Origin of the sequence: Almyronema sp., assembly GCF_052168255.1 — a bacterium.
Lineage (GTDB): Bacteria > Cyanobacteriota > Cyanobacteriia > Phormidesmidales > Phormidesmidaceae > Sphaerothrix > Sphaerothrix epifaneia.
On the sequence record NZ_JBQLZL010000016.1, the window covers coordinates 14175 to 37190 of the forward strand.

The 23016-nt window shown below is 50.2% G+C and carries 20 protein-coding genes and 2 tRNA genes; 9 read left to right on the top strand and 13 right to left on the bottom strand.

The features are described 5' to 3' along the window. Nucleotides 1-14: 14 nt before the first annotated feature. The 4 genes from uvrB to psbX form a co-directional block, all read right to left on the bottom strand. Nucleotides 15-2072, bottom strand: a complete 2058-nt coding sequence (uvrB, locus tag ACTS3T_RS02730) for an excinuclease ABC subunit UvrB (RefSeq protein ID WP_377967419.1) — start codon at nucleotides 2070-2072, stop codon at nucleotides 15-17. A 295-nt stretch (nucleotides 2073-2367) separates the two neighbouring features. After that, on the bottom strand, nucleotides 2368-4884 hold the full coding sequence (gene gghA / locus ACTS3T_RS02735) for a glucosylglycerol hydrolase (protein WP_377967417.1): 2517 nt from the start codon (nucleotides 4882-4884) through the stop codon (nucleotides 2368-2370). Between the two features lie 320 nt (nucleotides 4885-5204). Then, complete coding sequence (locus ACTS3T_RS02740; protein WP_377967415.1) at nucleotides 5205-5972, bottom strand: Ycf66 family protein; 768 nt, start codon at nucleotides 5970-5972, stop codon at nucleotides 5205-5207. A gap of 134 nt (nucleotides 5973-6106) precedes the next feature. Continuing rightward, nucleotides 6107-6226, bottom strand: a complete 120-nt coding sequence (gene psbX, locus ACTS3T_RS02745) for a photosystem II reaction center protein PsbX (protein WP_377967413.1) — start codon at nucleotides 6224-6226, stop codon at nucleotides 6107-6109. Nucleotides 6227-6617: 391 nt separating this feature from the next. Between psbX and ACTS3T_RS02750 the strand changes: the two genes are divergently transcribed. Further along, nucleotides 6618-6899: a YggT family protein gene (locus tag ACTS3T_RS02750; protein ID WP_377967411.1), complete on the top strand. Its 282-nt coding sequence runs from the start codon at nucleotides 6618-6620 to the stop codon at nucleotides 6897-6899. A gap of 5 nt (nucleotides 6900-6904) precedes the next feature. Here ACTS3T_RS02750 and accC read toward each other — a convergent pair whose 3' ends face one another. Together accC and ACTS3T_RS02760 are read right to left on the bottom strand one after the other, a co-directional pair. Then, nucleotides 6905-8254, bottom strand: a complete 1350-nt coding sequence (gene accC, locus ACTS3T_RS02755; protein WP_377967409.1) for an acetyl-CoA carboxylase biotin carboxylase subunit — start codon at nucleotides 8252-8254, stop codon at nucleotides 6905-6907. A 46-nt stretch (nucleotides 8255-8300) separates the two neighbouring features. After that, on the bottom strand, nucleotides 8301-8483 hold the full coding sequence (locus ACTS3T_RS02760; protein ID WP_377967407.1) for a hypothetical protein: 183 nt from the start codon (nucleotides 8481-8483) through the stop codon (nucleotides 8301-8303). Between the two features lie 36 nt (nucleotides 8484-8519). Here ACTS3T_RS02760 and ACTS3T_RS02765 point away from each other — a divergent pair. Together ACTS3T_RS02765 and ACTS3T_RS02770 are read left to right on the top strand one after the other, a co-directional pair. Further along, nucleotides 8520-8601, top strand: a tRNA-Leu gene (locus ACTS3T_RS02765). A 291-nt stretch (nucleotides 8602-8892) separates the two neighbouring features. Further along, complete coding sequence (locus ACTS3T_RS02770; RefSeq protein WP_377967405.1) at nucleotides 8893-9534, top strand: chorismate lyase; 642 nt, start codon at nucleotides 8893-8895, stop codon at nucleotides 9532-9534. Between the two features lie 4 nt (nucleotides 9535-9538). On the opposite strand, the gene ACTS3T_RS02775 is transcribed toward ACTS3T_RS02770, so the two are convergent. Then, complete coding sequence (locus ACTS3T_RS02775; protein WP_377967403.1) at nucleotides 9539-10603, bottom strand: c-type heme family protein; 1065 nt, start codon at nucleotides 10601-10603, stop codon at nucleotides 9539-9541. A gap of 216 nt (nucleotides 10604-10819) precedes the next feature. Between ACTS3T_RS02775 and ACTS3T_RS02780 the strand changes: the two genes are divergently transcribed. Further along, entirely contained in the window at nucleotides 10820-11782 is a 963-nt protein-coding gene (locus tag ACTS3T_RS02780; RefSeq protein ID WP_377967401.1) for a glutathione S-transferase family protein, read from the top strand. Between the two features lie 127 nt (nucleotides 11783-11909). Further along, entirely contained in the window at nucleotides 11910-12380 is a 471-nt protein-coding gene (locus ACTS3T_RS02785; RefSeq protein ID WP_377967399.1) for a DUF6714 family protein, read from the top strand. A gap of 200 nt (nucleotides 12381-12580) precedes the next feature. Here the strand turns inward: ACTS3T_RS02785 and ACTS3T_RS02790 are convergent, their stop codons facing one another. Both ACTS3T_RS02790 and ACTS3T_RS02795 read right to left on the bottom strand, forming a co-directional pair. Continuing rightward, nucleotides 12581-13348 carry an ABC transporter ATP-binding protein gene (locus tag ACTS3T_RS02790; protein ID WP_377967397.1) on the bottom strand — a complete coding sequence of 256 codons (768 nt, stop codon included), beginning with the start codon at nucleotides 13346-13348 and terminating at the stop codon, nucleotides 12581-12583. A 258-nt stretch (nucleotides 13349-13606) separates the two neighbouring features. Then, nucleotides 13607-15352, bottom strand: coding sequence for a hypothetical protein (locus tag ACTS3T_RS02795; RefSeq protein ID WP_377967395.1), 1746 nt, complete (start codon nucleotides 15350-15352; stop codon nucleotides 13607-13609). Nucleotides 15353-15611: 259 nt separating this feature from the next. Between ACTS3T_RS02795 and ACTS3T_RS02800 the strand changes: the two genes are divergently transcribed. The 4 genes from ACTS3T_RS02800 (at nucleotide 15612) to ACTS3T_RS02815 (ending at nucleotide 17501) form a co-directional block, all read left to right on the top strand. Then, entirely contained in the window at nucleotides 15612-16196 is a 585-nt protein-coding gene (locus tag ACTS3T_RS02800) for a hypothetical protein (RefSeq protein WP_377967393.1), read from the top strand. A 12-nt stretch (nucleotides 16197-16208) separates the two neighbouring features. Continuing rightward, nucleotides 16209-16634 (top strand): hypothetical protein, encoded by a 426-nt coding sequence (locus ACTS3T_RS02805; RefSeq protein ID WP_377967391.1) that lies wholly within the window; start codon nucleotides 16209-16211, stop codon nucleotides 16632-16634. A gap of 19 nt (nucleotides 16635-16653) precedes the next feature. Continuing rightward, nucleotides 16654-17109 (top strand): HNH endonuclease, encoded by a 456-nt coding sequence (locus tag ACTS3T_RS02810; protein WP_377967389.1) that lies wholly within the window; start codon nucleotides 16654-16656, stop codon nucleotides 17107-17109. A gap of 140 nt (nucleotides 17110-17249) precedes the next feature. Further along, the gene (locus ACTS3T_RS02815) at nucleotides 17250-17501 is read left to right on the top strand and encodes a hypothetical protein (RefSeq protein WP_377967387.1); all 252 of its coding nucleotides are present in this window, start codon (nucleotides 17250-17252) and stop codon (nucleotides 17499-17501) included. A gap of 142 nt (nucleotides 17502-17643) precedes the next feature. Here the strand turns inward: ACTS3T_RS02815 and ACTS3T_RS02820 are convergent, their stop codons facing one another. The 4 genes from ACTS3T_RS02820 to ACTS3T_RS02835 all read right to left on the bottom strand — a co-directional run bounded on the left by ACTS3T_RS02820 (nucleotide 17644) and on the right by ACTS3T_RS02835 (nucleotide 22823). Further along, entirely contained in the window at nucleotides 17644-18078 is a 435-nt protein-coding gene (locus ACTS3T_RS02820; protein WP_377967385.1) for a GAF domain-containing protein, read from the bottom strand. A gap of 60 nt (nucleotides 18079-18138) precedes the next feature. After that, nucleotides 18139-18209: transfer RNA gene (locus tag ACTS3T_RS02825), tRNA-Gly, on the bottom strand. Between the two features lie 68 nt (nucleotides 18210-18277). Continuing rightward, on the bottom strand, nucleotides 18278-19339 hold the full coding sequence (locus tag ACTS3T_RS02830) for a hypothetical protein (RefSeq protein WP_462934745.1): 1062 nt from the start codon (nucleotides 19337-19339) through the stop codon (nucleotides 18278-18280). Between the two features lie 7 nt (nucleotides 19340-19346). After that, nucleotides 19347-22823, bottom strand: coding sequence for a response regulator (locus ACTS3T_RS02835; protein WP_377967381.1), 3477 nt, complete (start codon nucleotides 22821-22823; stop codon nucleotides 19347-19349). Between the last annotated feature and the right edge of the window lie 193 nt (nucleotides 22824-23016).

Here is a 23016-nt window from a genome sequence, read left to right on the forward strand (position 1 = left end):
TGGGGCTGGTGAAATTAGCGTTTACCAATTAACTTGTCCCGCAGGTTTTTAATGCGATCGCGGTATTTAGCGGCTTCTTCAAACTCCAGGTTTTTGGCTGCTTCTTTCATTTGTTTTTCTAACTGGCCGATCAGTTCAGGAATGTCTTCAAGCGGTAGTTCGTCGCTTTGTTCATAAACCTGATCTAGTTCTTGGGCGTTGAGCTTACGAGAAACTTCTAGAAAAGCAAGAATGGCATTTTGTTTGCGGCGAATAATCGGTTTGGGTGTAATGCCATGTTCTTGGTTGTAGGCAATTTGAATAGCGCGGCGACGTTCAGTTTCATCGATCGCTTTAGCCATGCTGTCTGTTAGGTTATCAGCATAGAGAATGGCTTGCCCCTGGACGTGACGAGCCGCCCGACCAATGGTTTGAATCAGCGATCGCTCTGCCCGCAAAAAGCCTTCTTTGTCGGCATCTAAGATGGCTACTAGCGAAACCTCCGGTAAGTCTAGCCCTTCTCGCAGCAGGTTTACGCCAACCAAAACGTCAAAATTGCCTTCACGCAGATCTTGTAAAATCTCAATTCGCTCAATGGAGTGAATCTCAGAGTGCAAATAGCGCACTCGGACGCCGTGTTCGTCAAGGTATTCAGTGAGATCTTCGGCCATGCGCTTGGTTAAGGTGGTAACCAACGTTCGTTCTTGGCGCAGCACGCGCTCTTTAATCTCACCTAGCAGGTCATCGACTTGCCCGTCGGTTGGGCGGACAAAAATTTCTGGATCAACAACCCCCGTTGGCCGAATGACTTGCTCAACTACGCGCCCTGTGCCGTTTACATAGGTTTTTTTCTCGTCTTTACCTTTGGCGATGGTGTCAATCTGGCCGCCCGATTGGGCTAGCTCCCACACGCCCGGTGTCGCCGAAACAAAAATGCACTGGTTCACCTTTTGCCAAAATTCTTCCGCCTTGAGAGGGCGGTTATCGGCGGCGCTCGGTAGGCGAAAGCCATGATCAATAAGCACTAGCTTGCGCGAGCGATCGCCATTGTACATGCCATGAATTTGTGGAATGGTAACGTGCGATTCGTCAATAGCCAGTAGCCAGTCTTGGGGAAAATAATCTAGCAAGCACTCCGGCGGAGAACCGGGTTCTCGCCCCGCTAGGTGACGCGCATAGTTTTCGACGCCGTTGCAGTAGCCTACTTCCTTCAGCATTTCTAAGTCATAGCGGGTGCGCTGTTCTAGCCGCTGGGCTTCAAGCAGTTTGCCTTCGGTTTCGAGTTCTTCTAAGCGGGTTTCTAACTCGGCTTCAATGTTGTGGCAAGCCTGCTCTAGCTTTTCATCCGGGGTGACGAAGTGCCGCGCTGGATAAATATTTAGCGCTTCCATGCTTTGGATGGTCGTACCCGTAATCGGGTCAATATAGCGGATAGCGTCAATCTCGTCGCCAAAAAACTCAACTCGAATTACCCGGTCTTCGTAGGCGGGGCCAATTTCTAGCACATCGCCTTTGACTCGAAAGCGACCACGTCCTAAATCTAGGTCGTTGCGATCGTATTGAATTGAGGCCAGGTCGCGTAGTACCTGCCGCTGGTTAACCTCCATGCCGACACGCAGCGGAATGGAGGCTTTGAGATATTCAGAGGGAATACCCAATCCATAGATGCAGCTAATGGAGGCGACAACGATCACGTCTTTGCGCTCAAACAGCGATCGCGTGGCCGAGTGCCGCAGCATGTCAATTTCTTCGTTGATGGAAGCGGTTTTGGCGATGTAGGTATCGGTAACGGGGATATAAGCTTCTGGCTGATAGTAGTCGTAATAGCTGATGAAATACTCTACGGCATTGTCGGGGAAAAATTCTCGTAGCTCGTTGCAGAGCTGGGCTGCCAGGGTTTTGTTGTGAGCCAGTAGCAGCGTGGGCTTGCCGATTTTGTCAATTACCCGCGCCAATGTGTGGGTTTTGCCAGTACCCGTTGCACCTAGCAAGGTTTGGTAGCGGTGACCTTGGCTGAGGTATTGGGACAACTGAGCGATCGCCTTTGGCTGATCGCCCTTTGGCTCAAACGGCGCTTGAATGTTGAAATTCATAGAAGCTTCTGGGGTAAAGAAACTGAGACGCAGCCAGCAGGATCTAAAAATAGAAAGTTTGTACTCTTCTATGATGACGAATCTTGACGCGATCGCTGGTTACCTCACGATCAAAATCCTGGTAGATAACCGAACTTGCCTGAACGATGCCATGATCTGCCCTAGGCTGCTGTCTCGGTAGGCACCCAATGTTTAGTCTCGCTGCTGCTGATATAGCTAAAGATAGGAGAAAAGCTTTGCTGTCAGAGGCTTGCAGCCATTGAAGGGGCTTAGCACTTGGGGCTAAGCTATCGCTTTAGGGTTCAGTTGCTTGGGTTAACAACAGCGCCTGACTGTCTTTTAGCTCAAACGCGGTCAAACGCTCTACAACGACGCCAGGAGAAGCGATGGCAATATGCCAGTTTGCCAAGTCGAGTGCAAGCCAGTCGGCTAGCGATACGGTTAAGGGTTCACCCCCCATGTGGGCGACCATGGCGACGGACTGGGTGCCGTCTGGTGCCTGACGTAGCCCATAAAAAAGGGTGTGATCGGCGTTACTTATGCGCTCAAAGCGATCGCCCTCAGTCAGGTTATCGCTCAGCCAGGGATGAGCCTGCCGAAACTGACGCAGCGATAGGTTAAAGGCGCTTTGTTCCGGGTCAATCACAGCTTGTTGTAGCCAAACATTGCAGATTTCATGGGCATCTTCCATAAAGGCTTTGGCAAACTGCTTGAGCTTGGTCACATCTAGCTCTGTCAAAATTTTAGATTTGCCTGGAATGTTGAGCTTTTGCAGTTCAGCCGCTGACTTGCGCTTTTGCGCCTCTTGCTGAACGGCTTCGCTTTCGGCCTCTGCTCCTAAAAATCGCTGACAAAGCTGGGCAACTTCATCTAGGTCATAATTTGTTTCGGCGATCGCATCATCAAGCCCGCGAACAAACTGGCGCAACTCGGCTAATTGGGTGAAGCCCATACCTTTCACTCGGGGAAACAGTTCTGGATAGTCATAGGTTTCTGGAATGATCTGCCAGTCGAGAAAGCCGCCTGCTTCTTCAGCAACCACTTTTACCCCGTAGCGATCGTCTGTGTTGCGCAAAAAGCCCCAGGGCGCTTGCATTGTGCAATTGATAAAGTCCATCGGTAAGCCCGGACTGAACCCATAGGTGAGTAGGGTAATGGCTGGGTTGTCGTAGGCGTGGTGCAACACCTCTGGCAAGATGCGACCCAGATTCCAGTTAATCTCAAGGGTGGGATCTACCTGAGTGCCGCGCCGCAGGGTGTCGTGATTACCACAGCCCGTAATCCAATTTGCCCCAAACTGCATCACTTCCTTAACCCGTCGCCACTTTTGATCCCAAAAGCCTTTTAAGCTGGGCGTGTTGTGGGCAAAAATCAACGGCCCCCATTGAAAAGCGTCGGGTTTGAATTCAACAATGCTGCGATAGGTTGAAATCTCTTCCCAGCCTGCGGCTGGCCAGGGGCGGCCATCTTCAAAGATGGCAAACAATCGTCGCTGCTGTGCCCCCACCGTTTGCACCACTTCGGCCATATCGCTCAGGTATTGGTCGTCATACTCTACACGACCCGATAGCGGATTAAAAAACTTAAAGTCTTGAGCGCCATCTACCCGGATGCCGTCTACCCCGGTATCGTTTTTGCGCCGCTGCATTTCTAGCAAAATTGCCCGTACGGTGGGGTTTTGGTGGTTTACATCCTGGCCGTACATGTTGGGGCCTTTTAGAAAACGCCCATTGAGCAAGTTGAGCGCCTGGTTGTCGGCATGGCCGTAAACAATGTCGTAAATAATTTGAATTGGCCCTGTCGGAAAATTGTGCAGCGTCTCAATAAATTCCACTAGTTCGTGCGGTCTAAGCGATCGCAGCACGGCAGGATTTGTCGCTGAACAGCCATAGATCACAATGTCGTAACCCCAGTTTTGCGTATCTGGCTTTTTCAGCGTGATTTTGATATCACCGACTTCGGGTTCAATCCCTTCTGTCTCCGGATCCATTTCAGCTTCATCGGCAGTGTTGAAGATGAAAAAGCCATGCCCTAGCTCATGCTTGCCCAGGTATTCAACGGTGGGTTCAATCGGTAACGGTTGAATGGCATCATAGCCCACAAAGTTTTGCTCAGCGGGGGTAAGCGGTTCTTGCTGGCGCATTTTTTTGGCTAGCCGCTGATACAACTCAGTCAGGCCAGCAATTGTGCCATCGGGTGAAGCGGTATTTACGTGCAGTTGCAAAATGTGGCTGGGGGGCTGTACCTGAATGACACCATCGGGTGAAGTTTCGCCTTGGGCAAAGTAGGCTAGATCAGCGCGATCGCGCTGCATGCTAACCATGTCGTAAACTTCAGCGGGCGCATAGACGCCATACGGCAAAGAATAAGCAAGGCAATCGCCGATTACCTTAACCTCATTCGTCGTCATGTCCAAATAGCGCAGCCAGTAAAACGAGCCGAAGCTTTGGGGTGTTCCGGCTTTGACACCAGCCAAAACGCCCCAAAAGTATTCACCTTGTTTTTCTAGCTGCACCGCACTGCGATGAAACCGAATGGTTTGTACTGATCGGGTAGGCTCAATTGACTGCTTAGGGGTTAATAACTCTAAATAAATGTTTTTGGGCTGTACCATGTCAGCCCCTAGCTCAGGTGCCCAAAAGCCAATTTCGGTAAAGCCGTCATCCGGACGATAGTGAGCGCCCAAACGAGTGGCTAAAAGCTGAGCTTTTTCAAAAACAGAACGCTCAGAACTGTGTACCTGGCTAGCCCAGTTCAATAATTTTTGGGTTTCATCAGTAACCAGTTGAATTTGAGAGACGGTAGCAACCATAACGCGTCCGAAATTTTCTAATCTGCACAAGGTGAAGCCGTAGGCCAACGAGCTTGATCAACTGTTCACCCGCGGCCATACGATAACGGCTCTGCTGACTCAGCGTTGTTTAAGATGAGCAGCTTGATGTTGTCAATTGAATTTCGGATCGATTATGAGCAGCTTTGTCTCGTCCTAAAACCCTCTCTTGAGGGATATGGATAGCTAAAGGCAGAAAGCTGAGGGTAGAGAGCAGAATAAAAACAGCACAAACAAAACCAGCCGCAGAGCTTATGCTAACTGCGGCTGACTACTGAAAATGATAAGCGTAATCGAAAAGGCTAAACGCCTGGATACGGATAGTCGGAGGAGCCTTCTGGCTGATTTTCGGGATAGTTAGCAGGGCGATAATCGACGTAGTCGGCGTCTCGCTCATCTTGGGGCGGACGACTCGCTGGCCCACTGCGACGGGGTGGAACGCGATCGCCTGGTAAAGGACGCCCCCCCTCACGGCTCGCAGGCGGTACATTTCGTCGAGGACGCCGTGAAGCGGCTTCATCGCCCCACGCGGAAAAAGCTTCATCGCGGGCACCTGTCTCAGGGCGAGGGCGACGGCGGCGAATGCGCTCACTGCTAGGATTGAGACGACCAATGGATTCACTGCGCTCTGGACGCCGATAGTCGTCGCTGTACTCATCCCGGTAGCGATCGCGAGAAGCGGGAATACGACGGGTACGCGGTTCGCGATCGCCAAGCTGCTCTAAATCATCTAGCTCAGCCCGGTAAACCCGGCTAACGGGTCGATCATCATCCACCACAGGCGTTCGTTGTTTAGCTTGTTCTGTCGCCACTCCCCGTAGACGAATACTTTCGACAGCAAAGAAAATCGCCGAACCGCCCAACATGAGCTGCCCAAATTGCAAGATAGGATCTAATCGCCAGCCGTTAAAAAAGAGAATACCGCCTGCCCCTAACGCCACGGCGGCAAAAAAGACATCGTGGTCACGCGCTAGATTGGGGCGAAAAGATCGCAAAAAGTATAAGGCCGCTCCTGACACCGCCAGGGCAATGCCAATAAGGCTGGCAAATGATAGACCGACATTAACCATTGATTTCTCCAGGGTTGAGCCTAAATTTTAGCGGGTCTTTCGCTAAGGCCTCAATTTTTTTAAGCCTTCCTATAGTTTAAAGGGGCGCACCGAAATGTGCCCCTTTGATTGACGCAACTCAGTCAGCTAGGTAACTAAGAGCGCTGAATTTTATCCCGCTGGCTGATAAAAACAAGCGCTACCGTTACGGGAATAACCACGATAGCAGCCCCGGCAACAAGGCTCCAGAGAAAATTAGCTAGAGATGGTGTCATAGTTTCTACCTGTTCGGAGAAAAATTGAAGAATATTATTTCTGTAACTTATCTTATCTGGCTGCCTTGGCCTTGGGAAGTTGACTGATTAACAAAAACACCCCACCCGTCCTCAAAAGCAAGCCAAAGGTGGCATTTTTAGCCTTAAGCTAAAGAGGCAAAAAGAGGGTTAAATCGGCTTTTGAGCTGGTTTTTGTCTGTCTCAAACCTTGTCAGCGCTAAGGTCTTGGGCTATCTGGCTGGCTATGCGTTTCGTCTGTCAGTGGCTTACCCGCCCCAACAGCCAAGCCAGTGAAAAGCTAGCCAAACAGTCCGCTAAGATAAGACTAGAAAAGTTTACAAAGCTTTAAATCGACAACGGCATTTTTGCCGCAATTTACCTCAACGCGACTATGAGCCTCTCTGACATTGCTGGCTGGATTATTGGGCCAATGCTTGGGTTAATGACCCTGCTGTTTATCTTTCGCATCGTTTTGACCTGGTATCCTCAGGTCGATCTCAACCGCTTACCTTTTAACCTGGTGGCGTGGCCGACAGAACCTTTTTTGATTCCGGTTCGCAAAGTGGTGCCACCGATAGGCGGGGTTGACATTTCTCCGGTGATTTGGGTAGCTGTAACCAGCCTGCTGCGAGAGCTATTAGTGGGTCAGCAAGGCTTGCTTAAAATGTTTTAGCCGCTTCACTGGGGCATCATTACCTGATTAACAAAATTGGTATAGATTTCGCCCTTGAGGAACTCAGGCCGTTCTAAGACTTTTTGGTGAAAGCTGATGGTCGTGGGAAGTCCAGTAATGGCACACTCTCTCAATGCCCGCTTCATCCGGCGGATCGCGGTTGATCGATCTGGTCCCCAAGCAATGAGCTTGCCAATGAGAGAGTCGTAGTAGGGCGGAATTTCATAGTCGGTATAGACGTGAGAGTCCATGCGCACGCCCAAACCGCCAGGGGCTAAATAGCCGCTGATGCGTCCTGGATTAGGCCGAAAATTGTGCTCAGGGTCTTCGGCGTTGATGCGACATTCGATCGCGTGCCCTCTTAGCTCAACCTCTGCCTGACTCAGCGACAGCTTTTCACCTTGAGCAATGCGAATTTGCTCGGCAATCAGGTCAAGCCCCGTTACCATCTCGGTTACGGGGTGTTCGACCTGGATGCGCGTATTCATTTCCATAAAGTAAAATTCGCCTGAGCGATCGAGAAGAAACTCAACCGTACCCGCACCCACATAATTAATCGACTGGGCAGCTCGAACAGCAGCTTCTCCCATAGCCTGTCGCAATTTGGGGGATAAGGCGGGGCTAGGAGCTTCTTCTAAAAGTTTCTGGTGGCGTCGCTGAATTGAGCAGTCGCGCTCTCCTAAATGGATGACGTTGCCGTAGCTATCTGCCAAAATTTGAAATTCAATATGGCGCGGCTGTTCAATAAACTTTTCGAGATAAACACCGGGATTGCCAAAGGCTGCTTCTGCTTCTCCTTGCGCGGCTAAAAAAGCTTTGTTGAGGTCTTCTGGATCTCGAACTAAGCGCATGCCGCGCCCGCCGCCGCCTGCTGTGGCTTTGATCATGACGGGATAGCCAATTTCTTTGGCGATCGCGGCGGCTTCTGCCTCGTCTGTGAGCAAGCCATCACTACCCGGTACTGTGGGCACACCCACCCGCTGCATGGTTTCTTTGGCCGTTGATTTGTCTCCCATGGCTAGCATGGAGGCTGGTGTCGGGCCGATAAAGGCGATTTGGTGGTCGGCACAGATTTCGGCAAAGCGGGCATTTTCTGCCAAAAAGCCATAGCCGGGATGAATGGCTGTGGCGTTGCGGGTCAAAGCTGCAGCAATGATATTGGGAATGTTGAGATAGCTTTTACCGCTTGGCGCTTCTCCAATACAGACGGCCTCGTCTGCTAGCTGTACATGCAGGGCTTGGCGATCGACGGTTGAATGTACCGCTACCGTGGCAATTCCCATTTCTTCACAGGTGCGAAGAATACGTAGAGCAATCTCTCCTCGGTTGGCAATCAAAATTTTGGAAAAGCGCATCTGCTAGCTCAGTTTGAATTGAAGGTATTAGCAGGCCGCTTACTGTCTAAGCACCCTGCGATCGCGGCTGAATCGCTAGCAGGCGCGTAATGCTAGCTTGACTCAGTCTAAAGTCAAAACTAAGGCGATCGCGCCTGCTGACAACATTTTGAATCATATGACGGAAGCTGATTTTATCACGCAGACGAGACGGCGATATTTTGGCGATCGCTGTTTCAAATGTTCGCAAGCCGATCTATAATCAATCCTTGTGGTTACGTTCCAGGCGGATGTGGTGGAATTGGTAGACACGCACGCTTGAGGGGCGTGTGGCGTACGCCTTGCGAGTTCGAGTCTCGCCATCCGCATTGTTTGAGTAGCTATGTCGGGGTTGATAGAAGGACGGGGTGCGCCTCGTCCTTCTTGTTTTGGCATAGCGCACCTATACCCGTCCTGTAGAGGTGGAGACACTAGGGTTAAAACCCTCAAACAGCTAAAAGCCGCTAACCAAAAAGCTTTCATTCTACCCTTTGCCTTTAGCTTTCTACCTTTAGCTATAGAGATGGTTGCTTGTCTGCAATATCTGAGTTGACTGGCAACCGTCAGCGGCTAGGAGACGTATTATGATGGATGTAATTGAAGTTTTGTAACAATTTGTTTTGACTTCAGCTTATCAGCAATTAGAAGACGCAGCCGCCCCTTCCACCTGGTACGCCCTAGAGCCGATTTGGCAGGGCGGCGAAACCCTGGTGCAAAAAGGTTTGCCCCACCAGCAGCTAGCGCCCGCGTGGCAAATTTTGCTGCTTGGCGATGGTTCCCCCACGCGCCATTTACAGTTGCTAACGCGTGAACGCACAGAAGTAGACGTCATTGATATGTCGCCAGTGGGCATGCATTTAGACGATGCCCCTGCTTTGATTCGGATGGTGCCAGGGCCGCGCTTACGGCGTCAGGTCTGGCTGAGAACGGCTTCTGGCCAGCGTTTGGCCTATGCAACCTCATGGTGGGAAGCCAGCCACGTAGATGAGTATTTGCAAAACCGCTCTCTGCCAATTTGGGCCAGTCTAGCCCGCTTGCGAACTGAGCTTTACCGCGATATTCAAGGAATTCATTATGGCCATTCACGCCCTTTAGAGATTGCCTTTGGGCAGCGGGGGCCATTTTGGGGACGCCATTACCTGTTTTGGCACGATGGCAAACCCCTGACACTGATTTACGAAGTGTTTTCGCCTTACTTAACGCGCTATCTAGGCCCAACTCAAATTGAAACACCCACTACTCGGCTGGATTTGGGTGAGTAGCCGCTCAATCCCTCAGGGGCGACGAATCACTACGGACTTGACGTGACCTTTCAATCAGGCGCTTGCAGTTGAGTTCGCCCGTTATTTGTTGCAGCATTTCTAGCTGTTTGCCTTCGTCGGTTTCATAGTGTAGCTTTTGCAACGTTTGTCGCCAGGTGCGCTCGCGACTGCAAATAGACTGCACCATATCTTGAAAAAGGCGAGCTAGCTGACCTATTTCGTCGTGCCGTTGGGTAATTTTGCTAAGTTGGGCAATTTCTTGGGCTTCATCGGCTTCGGTATCAATTTGCTCATTCGAGAGCCGCTGAGCCGCTCGAGCCATAGGAATAATCGGCTGGATAACGCTGCGTCTCAACAGCCAGTTGATCAGTAAGATGACCCCTAAAAAGCTGCTGACAAACACCCCCATCATCAACGTAAACTGGCGGCGATAGCTGCTAAAAACTGTGGTAGCCGGAACATACATAATTTGAGCAGCTACCAGTTCGTTGATATGCCAGTTAAACCCATTTTGATCGCCGTAGGTATCTACCAGACTTTGAGGAGCGCGATCCGGGGTGCTATGACAAACCAAGCAGCTTTCTTGGGCAACCCGCATGGGCCGAGCGACGTAAAAGAGCGAGTTTTGGCCTACGCCTCGAAATCCTTCGGTTTCCTTGAGGTCTGGCTGTTGGCGAAACCGCTCTAGAACGCCCAGTTCAAAACGATCAGCGCGATCGCGTAGATTGGTTGGATTAGGGGAAGCTTCTTTGTAAAGGAAATTTTGATAAGTCTTTTCGGTGCGGACGCGCTCAAAAATTTCTCTGGCCGAAAAGGTGGGCAACGTTTCGGGGATAAAGTCTTGTTCGGTGTCGTATTTGGCGGTGATCAGCGGATTGATGCGGCTATTGGTGTAATCGCGAATGGAGTTCATTGTTTCCATCATCAGCATGGCCTGGTCGGTAACCTGGTGCTGAGCGCTGAGATTAGCCGTACGAGACAACAACAGTCCACTTAGAAGAGAACTCACCACAAAGACGAGTCCTAGAATGCAGGAAAACTTCAGTCCTAGCCGCAGTCGCTTAATCATGCCTATGTTTAATCTTTTGAGAACCTAAGTTGAACCTAGGCAAAGAAAGGGGAGAAGTCGGGAGGCTGCCCAGGCAAAGGGCGGCGGCAATGAAAGCAGTGCGTTTAGCGGCTATGGCTGTGATTGGCTGGGTTCTCTTTTCTCACGGCTGGGGGAGTTAAACTGACCGAAGTTTCGCTAACCTAGCGATCGCGTCAACTTTGGGAGATTAAGCAGATGGCCTTAGGCATGTTGATAGAGGGTCAGTGGCAAAAAAAGCGTGATCAGGAAGACAAAGACGGTCGATTTTTACGACCCTCTACCACGTTTCGCGACTGGATTACGGCAGACGGTGCGAGTGGGTACCCAGCAGTGGCGGGTAGATATCATCTTTATGTGTCTTATGCCTGCCCCTGGGCTCACCGCACGTTACTGATGCGCAGCCTCAAGGGCTTGGAATCGGCTATTTCGCTGTCGGTGGTAGATCCCTACATGGGCGAAGAGGGGTGGGCCTTTTCTAATCGGCCTGAGTGCTTGCCTGATAATGTCAACCATACTCACTATCTGCGAGACGTGTATCTCAAAGCAGAACCCAAATTTACCGGGCGGGTAACGGTACCTGTTTTGTGGGACAAGCAAACCAGTCGCATTGTTAACAATGAGTCCCGTGAGATTATCCGCATGTTGGATACGGCCTTTGGGCAGATAGCGGCTCACGATACCAATTTTTATCCAGAAGACTTACAGCGCCAGGTTGATGAAACCATCGACCAAATCTATGAGCCAATCAACAACGGGGTTTATCGGGCTGGGTTTGCTACGCAGCAAAGTGCTTACGAAAGCGCCTTTAGTGAACTTTTTGAAGCGCTCAATCATTGGGAAGCTGTTCTGAGCCAACAACGCTATCTCTGTGGCGATCGCTTAACTGAAGCTGACTTTTGTCTGTTTACCACGCTATTGCGCTTTGATGCGGTTTACTACAGCCACTTCAAATGCAACCTACAGCGAATTGTAGATTATGCCAATTTGTGGAACTACCTCAAAGATCTGTACCAGCACCCGGGGGTAAAAGAAACCTGCAATCTCAGCCATATTAAAGAGCATTACTACCGCAGCCATCCCAACGTTAACCCCACGGGTATTGTGCCTGTAGGGCCGATGATTGATTTTGAAGCGCCGCACGATCGCGATCGCTTTTAGCCGCTATTTGCACAATGGCGCTAACAAGGGTTGCCCGTTGGCCCTGCGGTTGAAGGGAGACTCAGCCGAGGAGGTTTGAACGGGTTCGGGCAGACTGAAAAGTAGCGTTTTAGCTAAATTCATTCTCATGGCAACCGATGCTGAGATCTGGGCACTTCTCTATCAAGCCTTTGCTAGCTGTCCCCGTCCGGCTCACTTTACTAACTATCAACATTGCTGCGAGTGTTTTGAGCATGATCAGCTTCTGCGATCGCGCGATCTCGAAACGCTGGCGATCGCAGATGTGGGTAGCCCTGCTTGGGATCCAATTTGCTTTATCACACCGCAGGGCTTTGCCTACTATTTTCCTGCCCTAGCCCGTTTAGCCTTGTCTGCCCCCGATGCTGACTGGGGCTGGTATGGTGAACAGCTATTTTTTCACCTAGTCGTTGACGGTAGCGAGAATAGACGCTGGCAGTTTTGTACTCCCCAGCAGCGGCAAGCGATCGCTGGCTTAATTGAATACCTGATTGAAACCCGCACAGACCTGATTGAAGTCAATGGCTGTACTGAAATGGCATTTGATGCCTTAGAAATTTGGTCAGCCGAGTCGCCGTAGGCGATAAAAACAGTTTTAGCCGCCTGTTATAGCTGTAGCGATTGGGGTTGAGCCACTGAGCTGTACTGAAAGCCTTTTACAAAAAGCTTTTCATTCTGCCTTCTGCTTGAGCCTTCTACCTTTGGCTATCGGTTTGTGCCCTGACCCAAAGCATGGATCTAACCTTTGCTGACCCTACAGACAGGGCAGTTTGGCAAACTTCAGACAACCGCTGTTTCAACGCCTCGTAGCAAGTCCATAATTTCTTCTCGGTAGGCTTGAAACTGAGGTTCTCGCCGAACGTGATAGTTGCGATCGCCCGGTAAATCTAGCTGTAATTCCCGCTGTACGGTACCGGGGTGAGCCGTCAAGACATAAATGCGTTGAGCCAGAAAAATGGCTTCTTCAACATCGTGGGTAATCATCAAAATACTGATGCCCGTTCGCTTCCATAGCCCTAGCAAAAATTGCTGCATCCGTTCTTTGGTTTGTACATCTAAAGCCCCAAACGGCTCGTCTAATAGCAAGATTTTAGGGTGAGAAGCCAGGGCGCGGGCGATCGCCACCCGCTGCTTCATCCCCCCAGAAAGTTCTTTGGGGAGGGCTTGGGCAAATTGAGTTAACCCCACTACTTCCAAATAATAAGAGGCCGTTTCGCGCTGTTTACGGGGTTCAACGCCTTGCAGTTTCAGCCCAAACTCCACATTTTTTTGCACTGTCATCCAGGGGTACAGGGTATAGCGCTGAAACACCATCCCGCGATCGGCTCCTGGCCCATTCACCTTTTGCCCGTCTACGGTGATTGTGCCTGCTGTGGGTAGATCCAGTCCGGCTACTAGCCTTAACAAGGTAGATTTGCCAGAGCCAGAAGCGCCTACAACGCAGACAAATTCGCCTGTTTCAACATGAAGGTTGACATCTTTGAGGGCGACTAACGCCCCTTGCTGGGTAGAAAACTGCTTGTAGAGTTGAGAAACTTCTAGGTGCATGAGAGCAAAGTCTGGGTAGGGAGCGCAAAACCGAGAACGATAAACCCACTAGCAGACACGTCTCTCGGTTGAATTTGGCTGGCTAAGAGACGCGATCGCACAGATTATGAGCGGATTTTAGCGTATTGCTGTAATGATGAATGTATAAACAGTATCAGGGGTAATGGCAAGCCATCTCAATGGCAGAAAGGCTGAACTTCAGCAAATATTGGGCAAGGCGGCAATTTTTAACAGTTCTGCTAAAGGCCAACCTGCTGATTAGTTTGACTGTTCAATCGCTACATGGGCAGCTTGATCGACACAGCTAGCAGCGAGCAAAACGCGACTATTCATATCTAAAACTGTACAGCGCTCTATCAGCTTGGGTAGTACCAGCGTCTCTGGATTTTCTAAAGCTTGCAATACCATCTCTGTCGCTTGAAACTCTCGTAAAAGCCGATTTTTGATCACATATTCGGAGGTGAAGGACTGCTTATCTAACAGCCAGAAATCGGCTGCAAATTGCTGAATGAACTGGCTAATTTGCTCAGGCTGGTTACTATACTGAGCGGCTGTGAGGGCTAAAACCCGCTGCCGAAATTGGGTGTAGTATCCCCAGTGATAAGGAAAAGCATATTCTCTGGCGACTAGGGTTGATCGTTGCGAAAAGGTAGGAATATTTTCAGCTTCTTTATCTAAAGAAACGACCAGGCTAGCAATAGGCTGCTGGCGCAAGAATTGATGTAGGGCAGGTTCTCTAGCTGGTTTAAACAGCTGATTGGCTAAGGTAAGCTGCGGCAAAAAGGGGGCAACAAGTAGCAAAACTACCAGGCTGAGGGGCAAGGCGATCGCTCCTTTTTGCCTGAGCGACCAGCGCGGCAGTGCCTTGAGAAAAGCTGCAAAATAGATATATAAGCTAATACCTGCGGCGATCGCCAGTACAATGCGAAAGCTGTGATAGACATAGCGATTAGGAAAATGCAGTTGAAACAGCAACAAATGAGCCAAGCCAAACAATATAAGGGAGGCTAAAACCAGTTGAGCGAGTAGTTTAATCTCCGCCGAAACCTGTTTGACGCTAGGAAACTTCTGCGGTTGTTTAAGCAAAAACGGCAAGGCTAAACCTGATAGACAGAGCGGCGACAAAATTCCCCAAAACAACAAACCACTGCGCGGCCCCAACAGCCAAAAAATCAGCGGATTGCTTGAAAAGAAAAATGAGCGACCATAGTACCCATCAACATAATTAAAAGTAGCCAGTGCTTTAGCCTGAGCCACGGTAATTAAGGGGCCAAATTCTGTCGAGCCAAGCTTATATGGTAGCAAAATCAGCGCTAAAACCAGCAGCGCTGCTCCCCAAAGCTGATAGTCAGCGCTAGCTTTTTTCAACCGCAGGGGGGGGAGCGGCCAGCGAAACAGGCGTAGGGTCAAAAGAGCGATCGCCAACAACGCCATCTGCGGATAAAACAATCCCAGCAAGGCCAAAGCCGCCAGGGCTGCCCATTGCCAACCGCGCAGCAAATAGTACAAAAAGGCCAGCAAAAGTGGATACAAAAAAGCCCGTGGGGTAGCGCTGGCTAAATCGTCCTCCATCCATAGTGCCTGGTTGAGCAGCAGCGTAGAAAGAAAGGCTGCCGCAGGTACGGGAAACAACCGCAGACTAACGCCAAAACAGTACAGCGTCGTTAGAATGCCTAAAACAGCAGGCAGTAGCTTGCTGAGCCATAAGGGATCAACGCCAGCTTTGGCAAACAAGTGGTAAAACGCGGTGAACCCCGGTGGTGCGACTGACTGGAAATAATCAGCAATTAAATCGTTGGCAAAGAGAGCCGGGTTGATAAACCGCTGCATCCAAAAAATGTGCTGTCGAGCATCATCTTGAATGAAAAAATCACGGCTGATAGCAAAGTGCCATGACTGCCAACCATAAAACAAGGCCACCGTCAAACTGAGTCCCAGCCAGCCGTAATATGGGGTGAGCAGTTGAGTAGCCGAAGATTGCCCTAGCTTTTTTAAAAACGTCAAAATACCGCCAGCACTAAACTCGTAAGTTAATAGTAAGCGCCTCTAACGCCTAATTAGATCCTACTAAGGATTACCCAGACGATCGCCCTGCTTTGGCTTGGCTTCCATCGGCAGAATCAACCGTATCAGAGTTGGCCTGACTTCTTTGAATCGTCCGGGAAGTTGCGGCTGACTCGGTTGGCAAACATCGATTATAAAAATGTCAGTTTCTCACCTGCTCATAGGCATAATTAAAAAAAGCCCCTAGGGGAGACGGTGAATGGCAACCAAGCATGAGCTACAAAATCAGTTAAAAGATCAATATGGTATCAATAAGAACATTAGCCAACCCCTAAGTGCGGAGGAATGTGGTGAACTGTTAAGGTTGATGCAAAGTCAAGCGATCGCCACCAAGCTAGTTAAGTCTTTTACCACTAAAAACGAAGAACTCAGCAAAAACAACCGCACCTTTGGTCAACAGCGAAGTCAAGCCGAGAAAAGACTGAAATCTCTGCAAGCAGAACACCAAAAATTAGCACAAGAAATAGAAAATCTAGAAAAGGCTAATATTTCATCGCGCGATCGCAAAGAAAATTTGTCGAAAGAACAGCAAGAACTAGAAGCTCAAATCCAGAGCCTATCATCTGAGAATCAGCGTTTGTCTAGCAAAGTGCAAACTCTCACTACACAAAATGACCAGCTAATTGATGCTAACGAAGTGCTGAAAAAAGATAACAAAGATCTCAAGAACATTGTTGATCAGGTGCGATTGAGACTAGCCCGCGATACCAAAATGCTTTTGGAGTACGAAGACAGTGAGATTCGCAAAGCCTTGATCCGGCTGTTTCAATGGACATTAGGCTAGAGGCTAAGCGCAATGGCAACCCAAAAACGGCAAAAAAGAAGTTTTAGCGGCCTGAGCTATCGAGCAATTCAGCGCTCTAACACAACTCGCAAAAGCCAGCTTCCACAAGAGCAGCAAACCTGGTTAAAAGAAAATAGCTACAAAAACGTTGGATGGGACAATGTCATCAAGCTTTATCAAAAAATTGAGCAACTCATTGCTCCATCTGAAGCCGACGAACCCAGTTTAGAAGACTTATTTTTGCAAGCAGATCGCATAGGCCAAAAATATCAAACTGACGCAGAAATAGCCGCTTTTAATCAGCAGCTTTCTGCTGAAGTCAATGCGATTTCAGATATGGTTGATCAGCAGTTTCCAGAAGTTGAGCTTGAAGTAGTTGACTACAGCACTAACAGATCGGCTCCTAAGAAAAAGCCCGGACTGAGAAGACGCCGATAAAAAGCTGAACAAACTTGCCATGAACCTTGACAACAAAGACTTAAAAGATCTTTTTGCCTTAGCTGACGAAATTGGCAAAAAGCGATATCACAAACTGACGCCTCAAGATCTTGAGGATTATCGCCAGTTTGATCGCTGGCGCTATATTGACGGCAACTACAAATGCGGTACAACGGCAGTGAGCCAGCAGTGGGCCAGAGAAAATTCTGATTGGCATTGTCCTGTCTGTGGGGCAAAATTTGCAACAGTCGGTGGCCGCACCATTGACCACAAACTGCCCCGGGCGCAATATCCTTGGCTATCTCTAGACTTTAGAAATCTCTGGGTTATTTGCCAACCGTGCAACCAGGAAAAGGGTGAAAGACATTGGTATGAATATGAGCACTATATGTTTATCTATCATCGCGATCGCTACGCAGACATTCAGCTATTTCGCCCCAGAGAATTACTCAAATCACTAAAAGCTAGAAAATAGCGTGATCGGCGAGGTGGACAAGTGCTCAAGCCCGTCTCTGGCTTCGCTCTAAGGGCTGAGGTTGATGCGTTCTTCTCAACAGCGTCAGCAGGCTATGATCAGACCCAATTGCCCAACTACGTTCAAATAGGTTTCTGCCTGTGCCAGATAGCATTGCCGATCAGCTTCTCAACAACCTCCATCGTGAAAGCCACTTGGTGAATTTAATGATTCGCGGCTGTCTTGAACTGCGTTGGGCGCTTGGCCCAGAAGAAAAAGAAACCGCGATCGCCATGATTTACAACGCGTTTGAAACCTATGCCCTCGAACAAGGCTTGCCACTCGAAGCCGCCGAGCAAATTTGTGAAGATAAGCTTGACAACCTGATCGAGCAAATTTCAGCAATTTTATAGCCACTCTTGCCGTCAAGCGGCTGATAGAGCGAAAGGCAGCAGAAGTTTGAGGGCAGAGGGCAGAAGGAAGGCTGTTTTGTCAGCCGCTTGCGGTTTTTGGCAATGTTTCAACGCTGGTGGCTACAGCTACTATCTGACGCTGCTAGCTGTCTGTCTGTACGAGCGTTGCCACCGCTTGGCTAATCTCAGCCGCATATCTCTCTAGCTGCTGTTGAGCCGCTGCATCAAATAGGCTGCCATCTTGCCGATTGAGTACCATCAGCACACCCACAATCTGATCGGCTTGCCGCAAGGGTACCGCTAACGCCGTCTCAATTCCCAGTGCTGCCACCTGATCTTGTCTGACCCGGTTGTCTCCTTGTGTTTGAGCAACCAGTATTGGACAGCTTTGCTGAAAGACCACACCGCACAAGCCAGAAGTAGCGATTTGACCCCGCTTACCAGCGATCGCCGCCGCCTGTTTACCGACGGCTGCCACATAGTAAACAGTTGCCGTTTCTGTTTCAATCCAGGCCAATACTGCTGTTTCAGCCTGGGTCAGCGTTTGAGCCTGTTGGGCAATTTGCTCTAAGGTCAAAGATCTCACCTCAAAACCAAAACTGGCTGAATCGGTTTTCAGCCGCCAAAAAACGCACTAAGCGGGTGGGGGGAATCGAACCCCCATCATTAGCTTGGAAGGCTAAGGTTTTACCACTAAACTACACCCGCAGACTGGCTGCTTGAGCATATGCTAGGTTAACACAATTTGCCAGCAAATGAGGCGGCTCCATTGGCGCTCAATTAGGCGTTACGCTAACCTGCAAAATTATCTGATCTGTGGGCACCGCTGCCCCACCACTTTGAGCCGGATAAAACTCAAACACCTGAGCCTCGACCAGCAAACAGCGCATCAACGTGTCAAACCCAAAACTACCGCTTGTGTTTTTGACAAAGGCACCTGAAACACGGCCATCCGCTTCTACCACCACCTGTAGCGCTACCGACGCCCCCGTCTGAATAAATTGAGTCACCTCTGGACTGGGCAAATCACAGGTACCCTGCAGCGGGTCTAGCACAATTTGCTGCCTCCCTTCATTCACCAGAGCAGGCAATATATCAGGAATATCATTGCCGTCTGGCAACGGCGCTACCGCAAGCTGGGTGGTGAAGCGAGTATTTTGCCCTGTGGGATTTGAATTGACACTCACCGTCCCTAGGCCGTCTTCGTTTCCGGTGGCCTCTTCGGTGACTTCTGCACCGTCGCCAGTCGTTCCCTCAGTGCCTTCGGTTCCTTCAGTCTCGCGTCCGGTTGCGGCTGAACTGCCCCCAGCCGTTGTTTCTTCCTGGGTTTGCCTACCGCGATCGCCACCGCTAGCCGATGTCCCCCCCTGATCGTTACCAGTTGCCCCTGTATTGCTGCTGTTGCGTGTATTGCCTGCCGCCGTGCTGCCGCCACGTTCTGGGCTAGTGCCTGATGTTTCATTGCCAGAGACGACGGCTGGGCTGCGATCGCTGGGAGGTTCTGTTGCGTTGGGTGAAGGGCTAGGCGACGCTGACTGGTTGGCTTGGGAGTCAGGAGAAGCGGCTGACTCGGTCGCAGCGGCAGCAGTGGCTTCCTCAGCAGAACCTGCCGCTGCGATCGCCTCTGAACTTGCCCCCTCTGCGGTTGCCACTAGCTCAATGGGCACTACCGTCTGAGTAGACTGGGTCAAAGCCTGCTGCGATCGCAACCAAATCGGCCAGCCCAATAGCCAGAGTAGCCCATGTAGCAAAACCGCTAAAGCAATTAATTTAGGCCACAGACGACGCGGATCTCGGTGTCGTAGCCAGATCAGAGCGTCAGGGGTGGACACAGCCATAACATAGTCAGTGAGACAGCAGCGTAGATGACTCTGCTTGAGAATTTACCTTTACTCCAAACGTTAGCACTGCTTTGTCAATTCCTCGGAGTTGAAGCAAACCTATTTGGCGAGTATCGGCCTCTGGCAAGAAACGCGCTACCGATTCCGAAACTAGGATGCAATCTGCTTCCGCCGCCTCTTGGAGACGAGCCGCAATATTGACGCTAGGGCCAATAGCCGTATAGTCCGTCCGTTCAGCGCTGCCAAACATGCCGACTACCGCTCGACCTTGGTGAATACCGCAGCGAAACTGGATAGTGCCAACCCCTTGAGCTTGCCAGCGTTGGTTAAGTTGATGAAGATTCCGATACATTTGTTGCGCTGCGGCGATCGCTTGTTGTGCCTGCTGCTCAGAACTCAGGTCTTCAGGTGCGCCAAACAGCGCCAGCACGGCATCTCCCATAAACTTATCAACCGTGCCTCCATTGTCAAAAATGGCTTGACTCATGGCTGCTAAATATTCATTCAGCACTTCGGCAATGCGCTTAGCCTGCAATCGGGTCGATAGCTGAGTAAAGCCAATAATATCGCTAAAAAGGATAGTCACGAGCCGGGGTTCGGGTTGCAAATCGAGCTGTAAGTTACCCTGAGCCGCTTTTTGCACCAGCGCAGGGGGCAAAAAGCGTTTTAACACCGACTCTGTCAAGTAGGTATTCAGTTCTGCCACCCGCCGCTCATTGGCCTTGAGGGCTAGCAGGTTACGAACTTCAGCCAGCAATTCGCGATCGCTAAAAGGTTTCGACAGATAAGCATCTGCTCCTTCTTCGGTTCCTGTAATCCGGGTGGCATCGTCCGCTTTAGCCGTTAGCAAAACAATCGGGATTCCTTGTAGCGCTTCGTCAGCCCGCACCTGCCGAATTAGCTCTAAGCCAGAAATACCCGGCATCATTAAATCTGTCACCACCAAGCTGGGTGGCTGACGGCGCATAACTGCTAACCCTATCTCGCCGTTAGCTACCGCCTGCACGCCATAGCCTGCCTGCCGCAAAATACTCGTGACATAAGCCCGCAAATCAGGATGATCGTCTACAACTAAAATTTGGGGTTGTCCTCTGACCGCTTTAGCCGCTTCGGTCGCTGCGAGATCGCAGATCAGATCTTCCGATGTCTGTAGCCCTTCAATATCGGCCAGTTCTACCGTGGCTCGTTGCGGGATAAAGTCAGCCCTGGTTTCGGTAATGTGCTGGCTGGGCAGATGGGCTTTGCCCAGCGGTAACCAAACGGTAAACGTCGTACCCTGACCATACTGAGAACTGACGGTGATGTCTCCTCCATGCAAATCGACCAACTCTTTGGCGATCGCTAAACCTAGCCCTGTCCCTTCCGAGTGACGACTGGCTGAACCATCCGCCTGCCGAAACCGTTCGAACAGATAAGGTAACTGCTCTGCTAAAATGCCAATGCCTGTATCCTGCACCTGCAGGCAAACCTGCTCAGCTTCAGTTTTAAGGCTGACGGTAATCCTGCCGCCAGTCGGTGTAAACTTCATTGCATTTGAAAGCAGGTTGTAAACCACCTTGTCAAATTTTTCTAAATCTAGGTAGAGCGTTGAGCAGGTGGGCGGTAACTCAACTACAAGCTGCAAATCTTTGCGATCGCAATAAGGTCGAAAAGCCTCAATCACTTTGCTAATAAAAGGCACCGGATCGCAGGGTCTAAAGGTGGGTTGCATCCGACCTGCATCTAAACGCTGTAGATCTAGAAGCTGATTCACCAAGCGCAATAGTCGTCGAGCATTACGCAGCATGACCTGAGACTGTTCGTAGCTCAGCCCTTGCTCTTGAGCGATCGCGGTTTCTAATGGCCCAATTGCCAACGTTAGCGGTGTTCGAAACTCATGGGAAATGTTTTGAAAAAACTCTGTTTTCAAGCGATCGAGTTCTAATAGGCTTTCGGCCTGTTGTCGAGTTTTTTGATAGAGCCGAGCTTGCTGTACGGCGATCGCCGCTTGAGCCGCCACCGCTTGAGCTAAATCAATTTCGTCTTGTCGCCATACCCGAAATCCCGGTTGCTCTAGATAAATACTACCGATGATCTGCCCCTCCGCCAGCAGGGGTACTGCCAGCATGGCGCACTCTGCCCCGGCATCACCCAGCATTTGCGGTGGACTAGCCGTAGGGGGAGCCGTCGCATCAATTACGACGGGGCGTTGGGTCGCTGCGAGTTGCTGCAAAATAGGGTCATCTGCGATCGCGATCGGCGCTGTCATCACCTCAGCCTCAGACGATGCGTCAGCCAACCCTTCTAGCTCAACTTCTAAATCCGATATGGCAAAGGGTGGCACAGCCACCAACTCTTGATCCAAAGCTCGATAACGGCTAACACAGCGCACATAGCCCGCCTCAGCAAACCAAAGCGAAAGGGCGCAGTTATTCGTCTTTAGCGCCAGACAAAGCTTTTGCGTAATGGCCGCAAAAATTTCTTTGGGGTCTAAACTAGAGCGGATCGCCTGCGTAATGGTGTTAATTAAAACTTCACGCTGAGCCAGTGATTGAATTTGCTCATACGTGGTCATTTGAGCAACGGCCAAAGCAGCCTGGTCAGCCATTGTCACCAAGAGCTGAACTTCATCGCTACTCCAGCTTCGCACCTGGCCACACTGATGCAGTGCCAACACAGCCACCAGGTTTTGCTTAAAAATTAGCGGGATCAGCAGACTCGATTGAATATCTAGCGCATCATAAGTTTGCGAAACACTCGCATCAATAGTTTCAGAGCCGACCCACAGCAGATCAGATCGATTAATTTGTTGTACCGTTTGGGTTTGCCAAATCGTATGCTGCAGCCGATTGAAGTCTGATGGTTTAGTTTTGGCAAATTGCGCCGGAGAGCTATAGACAAAATAAGGAGAATCGCGAGTGACATCAAAAGTCAGCAAAATGCACCAGTCAACCTCAATGATGGGGCCAACTGTATTCACAATGGTCTGTAGCATTTGCCGAGAACTCTGGGCGCTACGAATTGTATTGGTTACTGCATTGAGTAACGTTTCTTGACGTAGCACCCTTGCGAGGTCAGCCGTACGAGCTTCGAGGATACTGTGGGTTTCGACGGCTTGCTGCACAATCGCCTTTAAATCATCTTCATCCCAAGGCTTCGTAACATACTTAAACACCTTACCCGCGTTGATAGCCTCAACCAGGTCTTCCACATCGGTGTAGCCCGTCAGCATGATGCGAATGATGTTGGGATACTGTGCCGCCACCTGGCTAAGTAGCTCAGTACCGCTCATACCGGGCATACGCTGATCAGAAATGATCACGGCTACCTCAGGCTGGGCTGCTAAAATTTCTAGCGCTTCTGCTCCGCTGCTGGCTCGAAGTACCTGAAAGTTGCGGAAAAAAGTACGATAGAGCAGATCCAGGTTGTCTGTTTCATCATCAACAACCAAAATCTTGGCTTTAGCGGCTGCCTTAGCAGAACCCGACTGAGGAATAACCATGAACTACAGCGCAAATGTAGGGGAGCAGTCTATCCATGCGTAAGTGGGTTGGCAGAGCTGCCCCTCGCTGCGTTATTGGTGACGTCATCACAAGCAAAAGCGCCAACCGTAACAAAGGTTCTCAGATAACTTGGGTAATCTAAACTGACTTTGAGTAAGCTAGTCAAAGATTCCTTGGGGGCAACTCGTCACG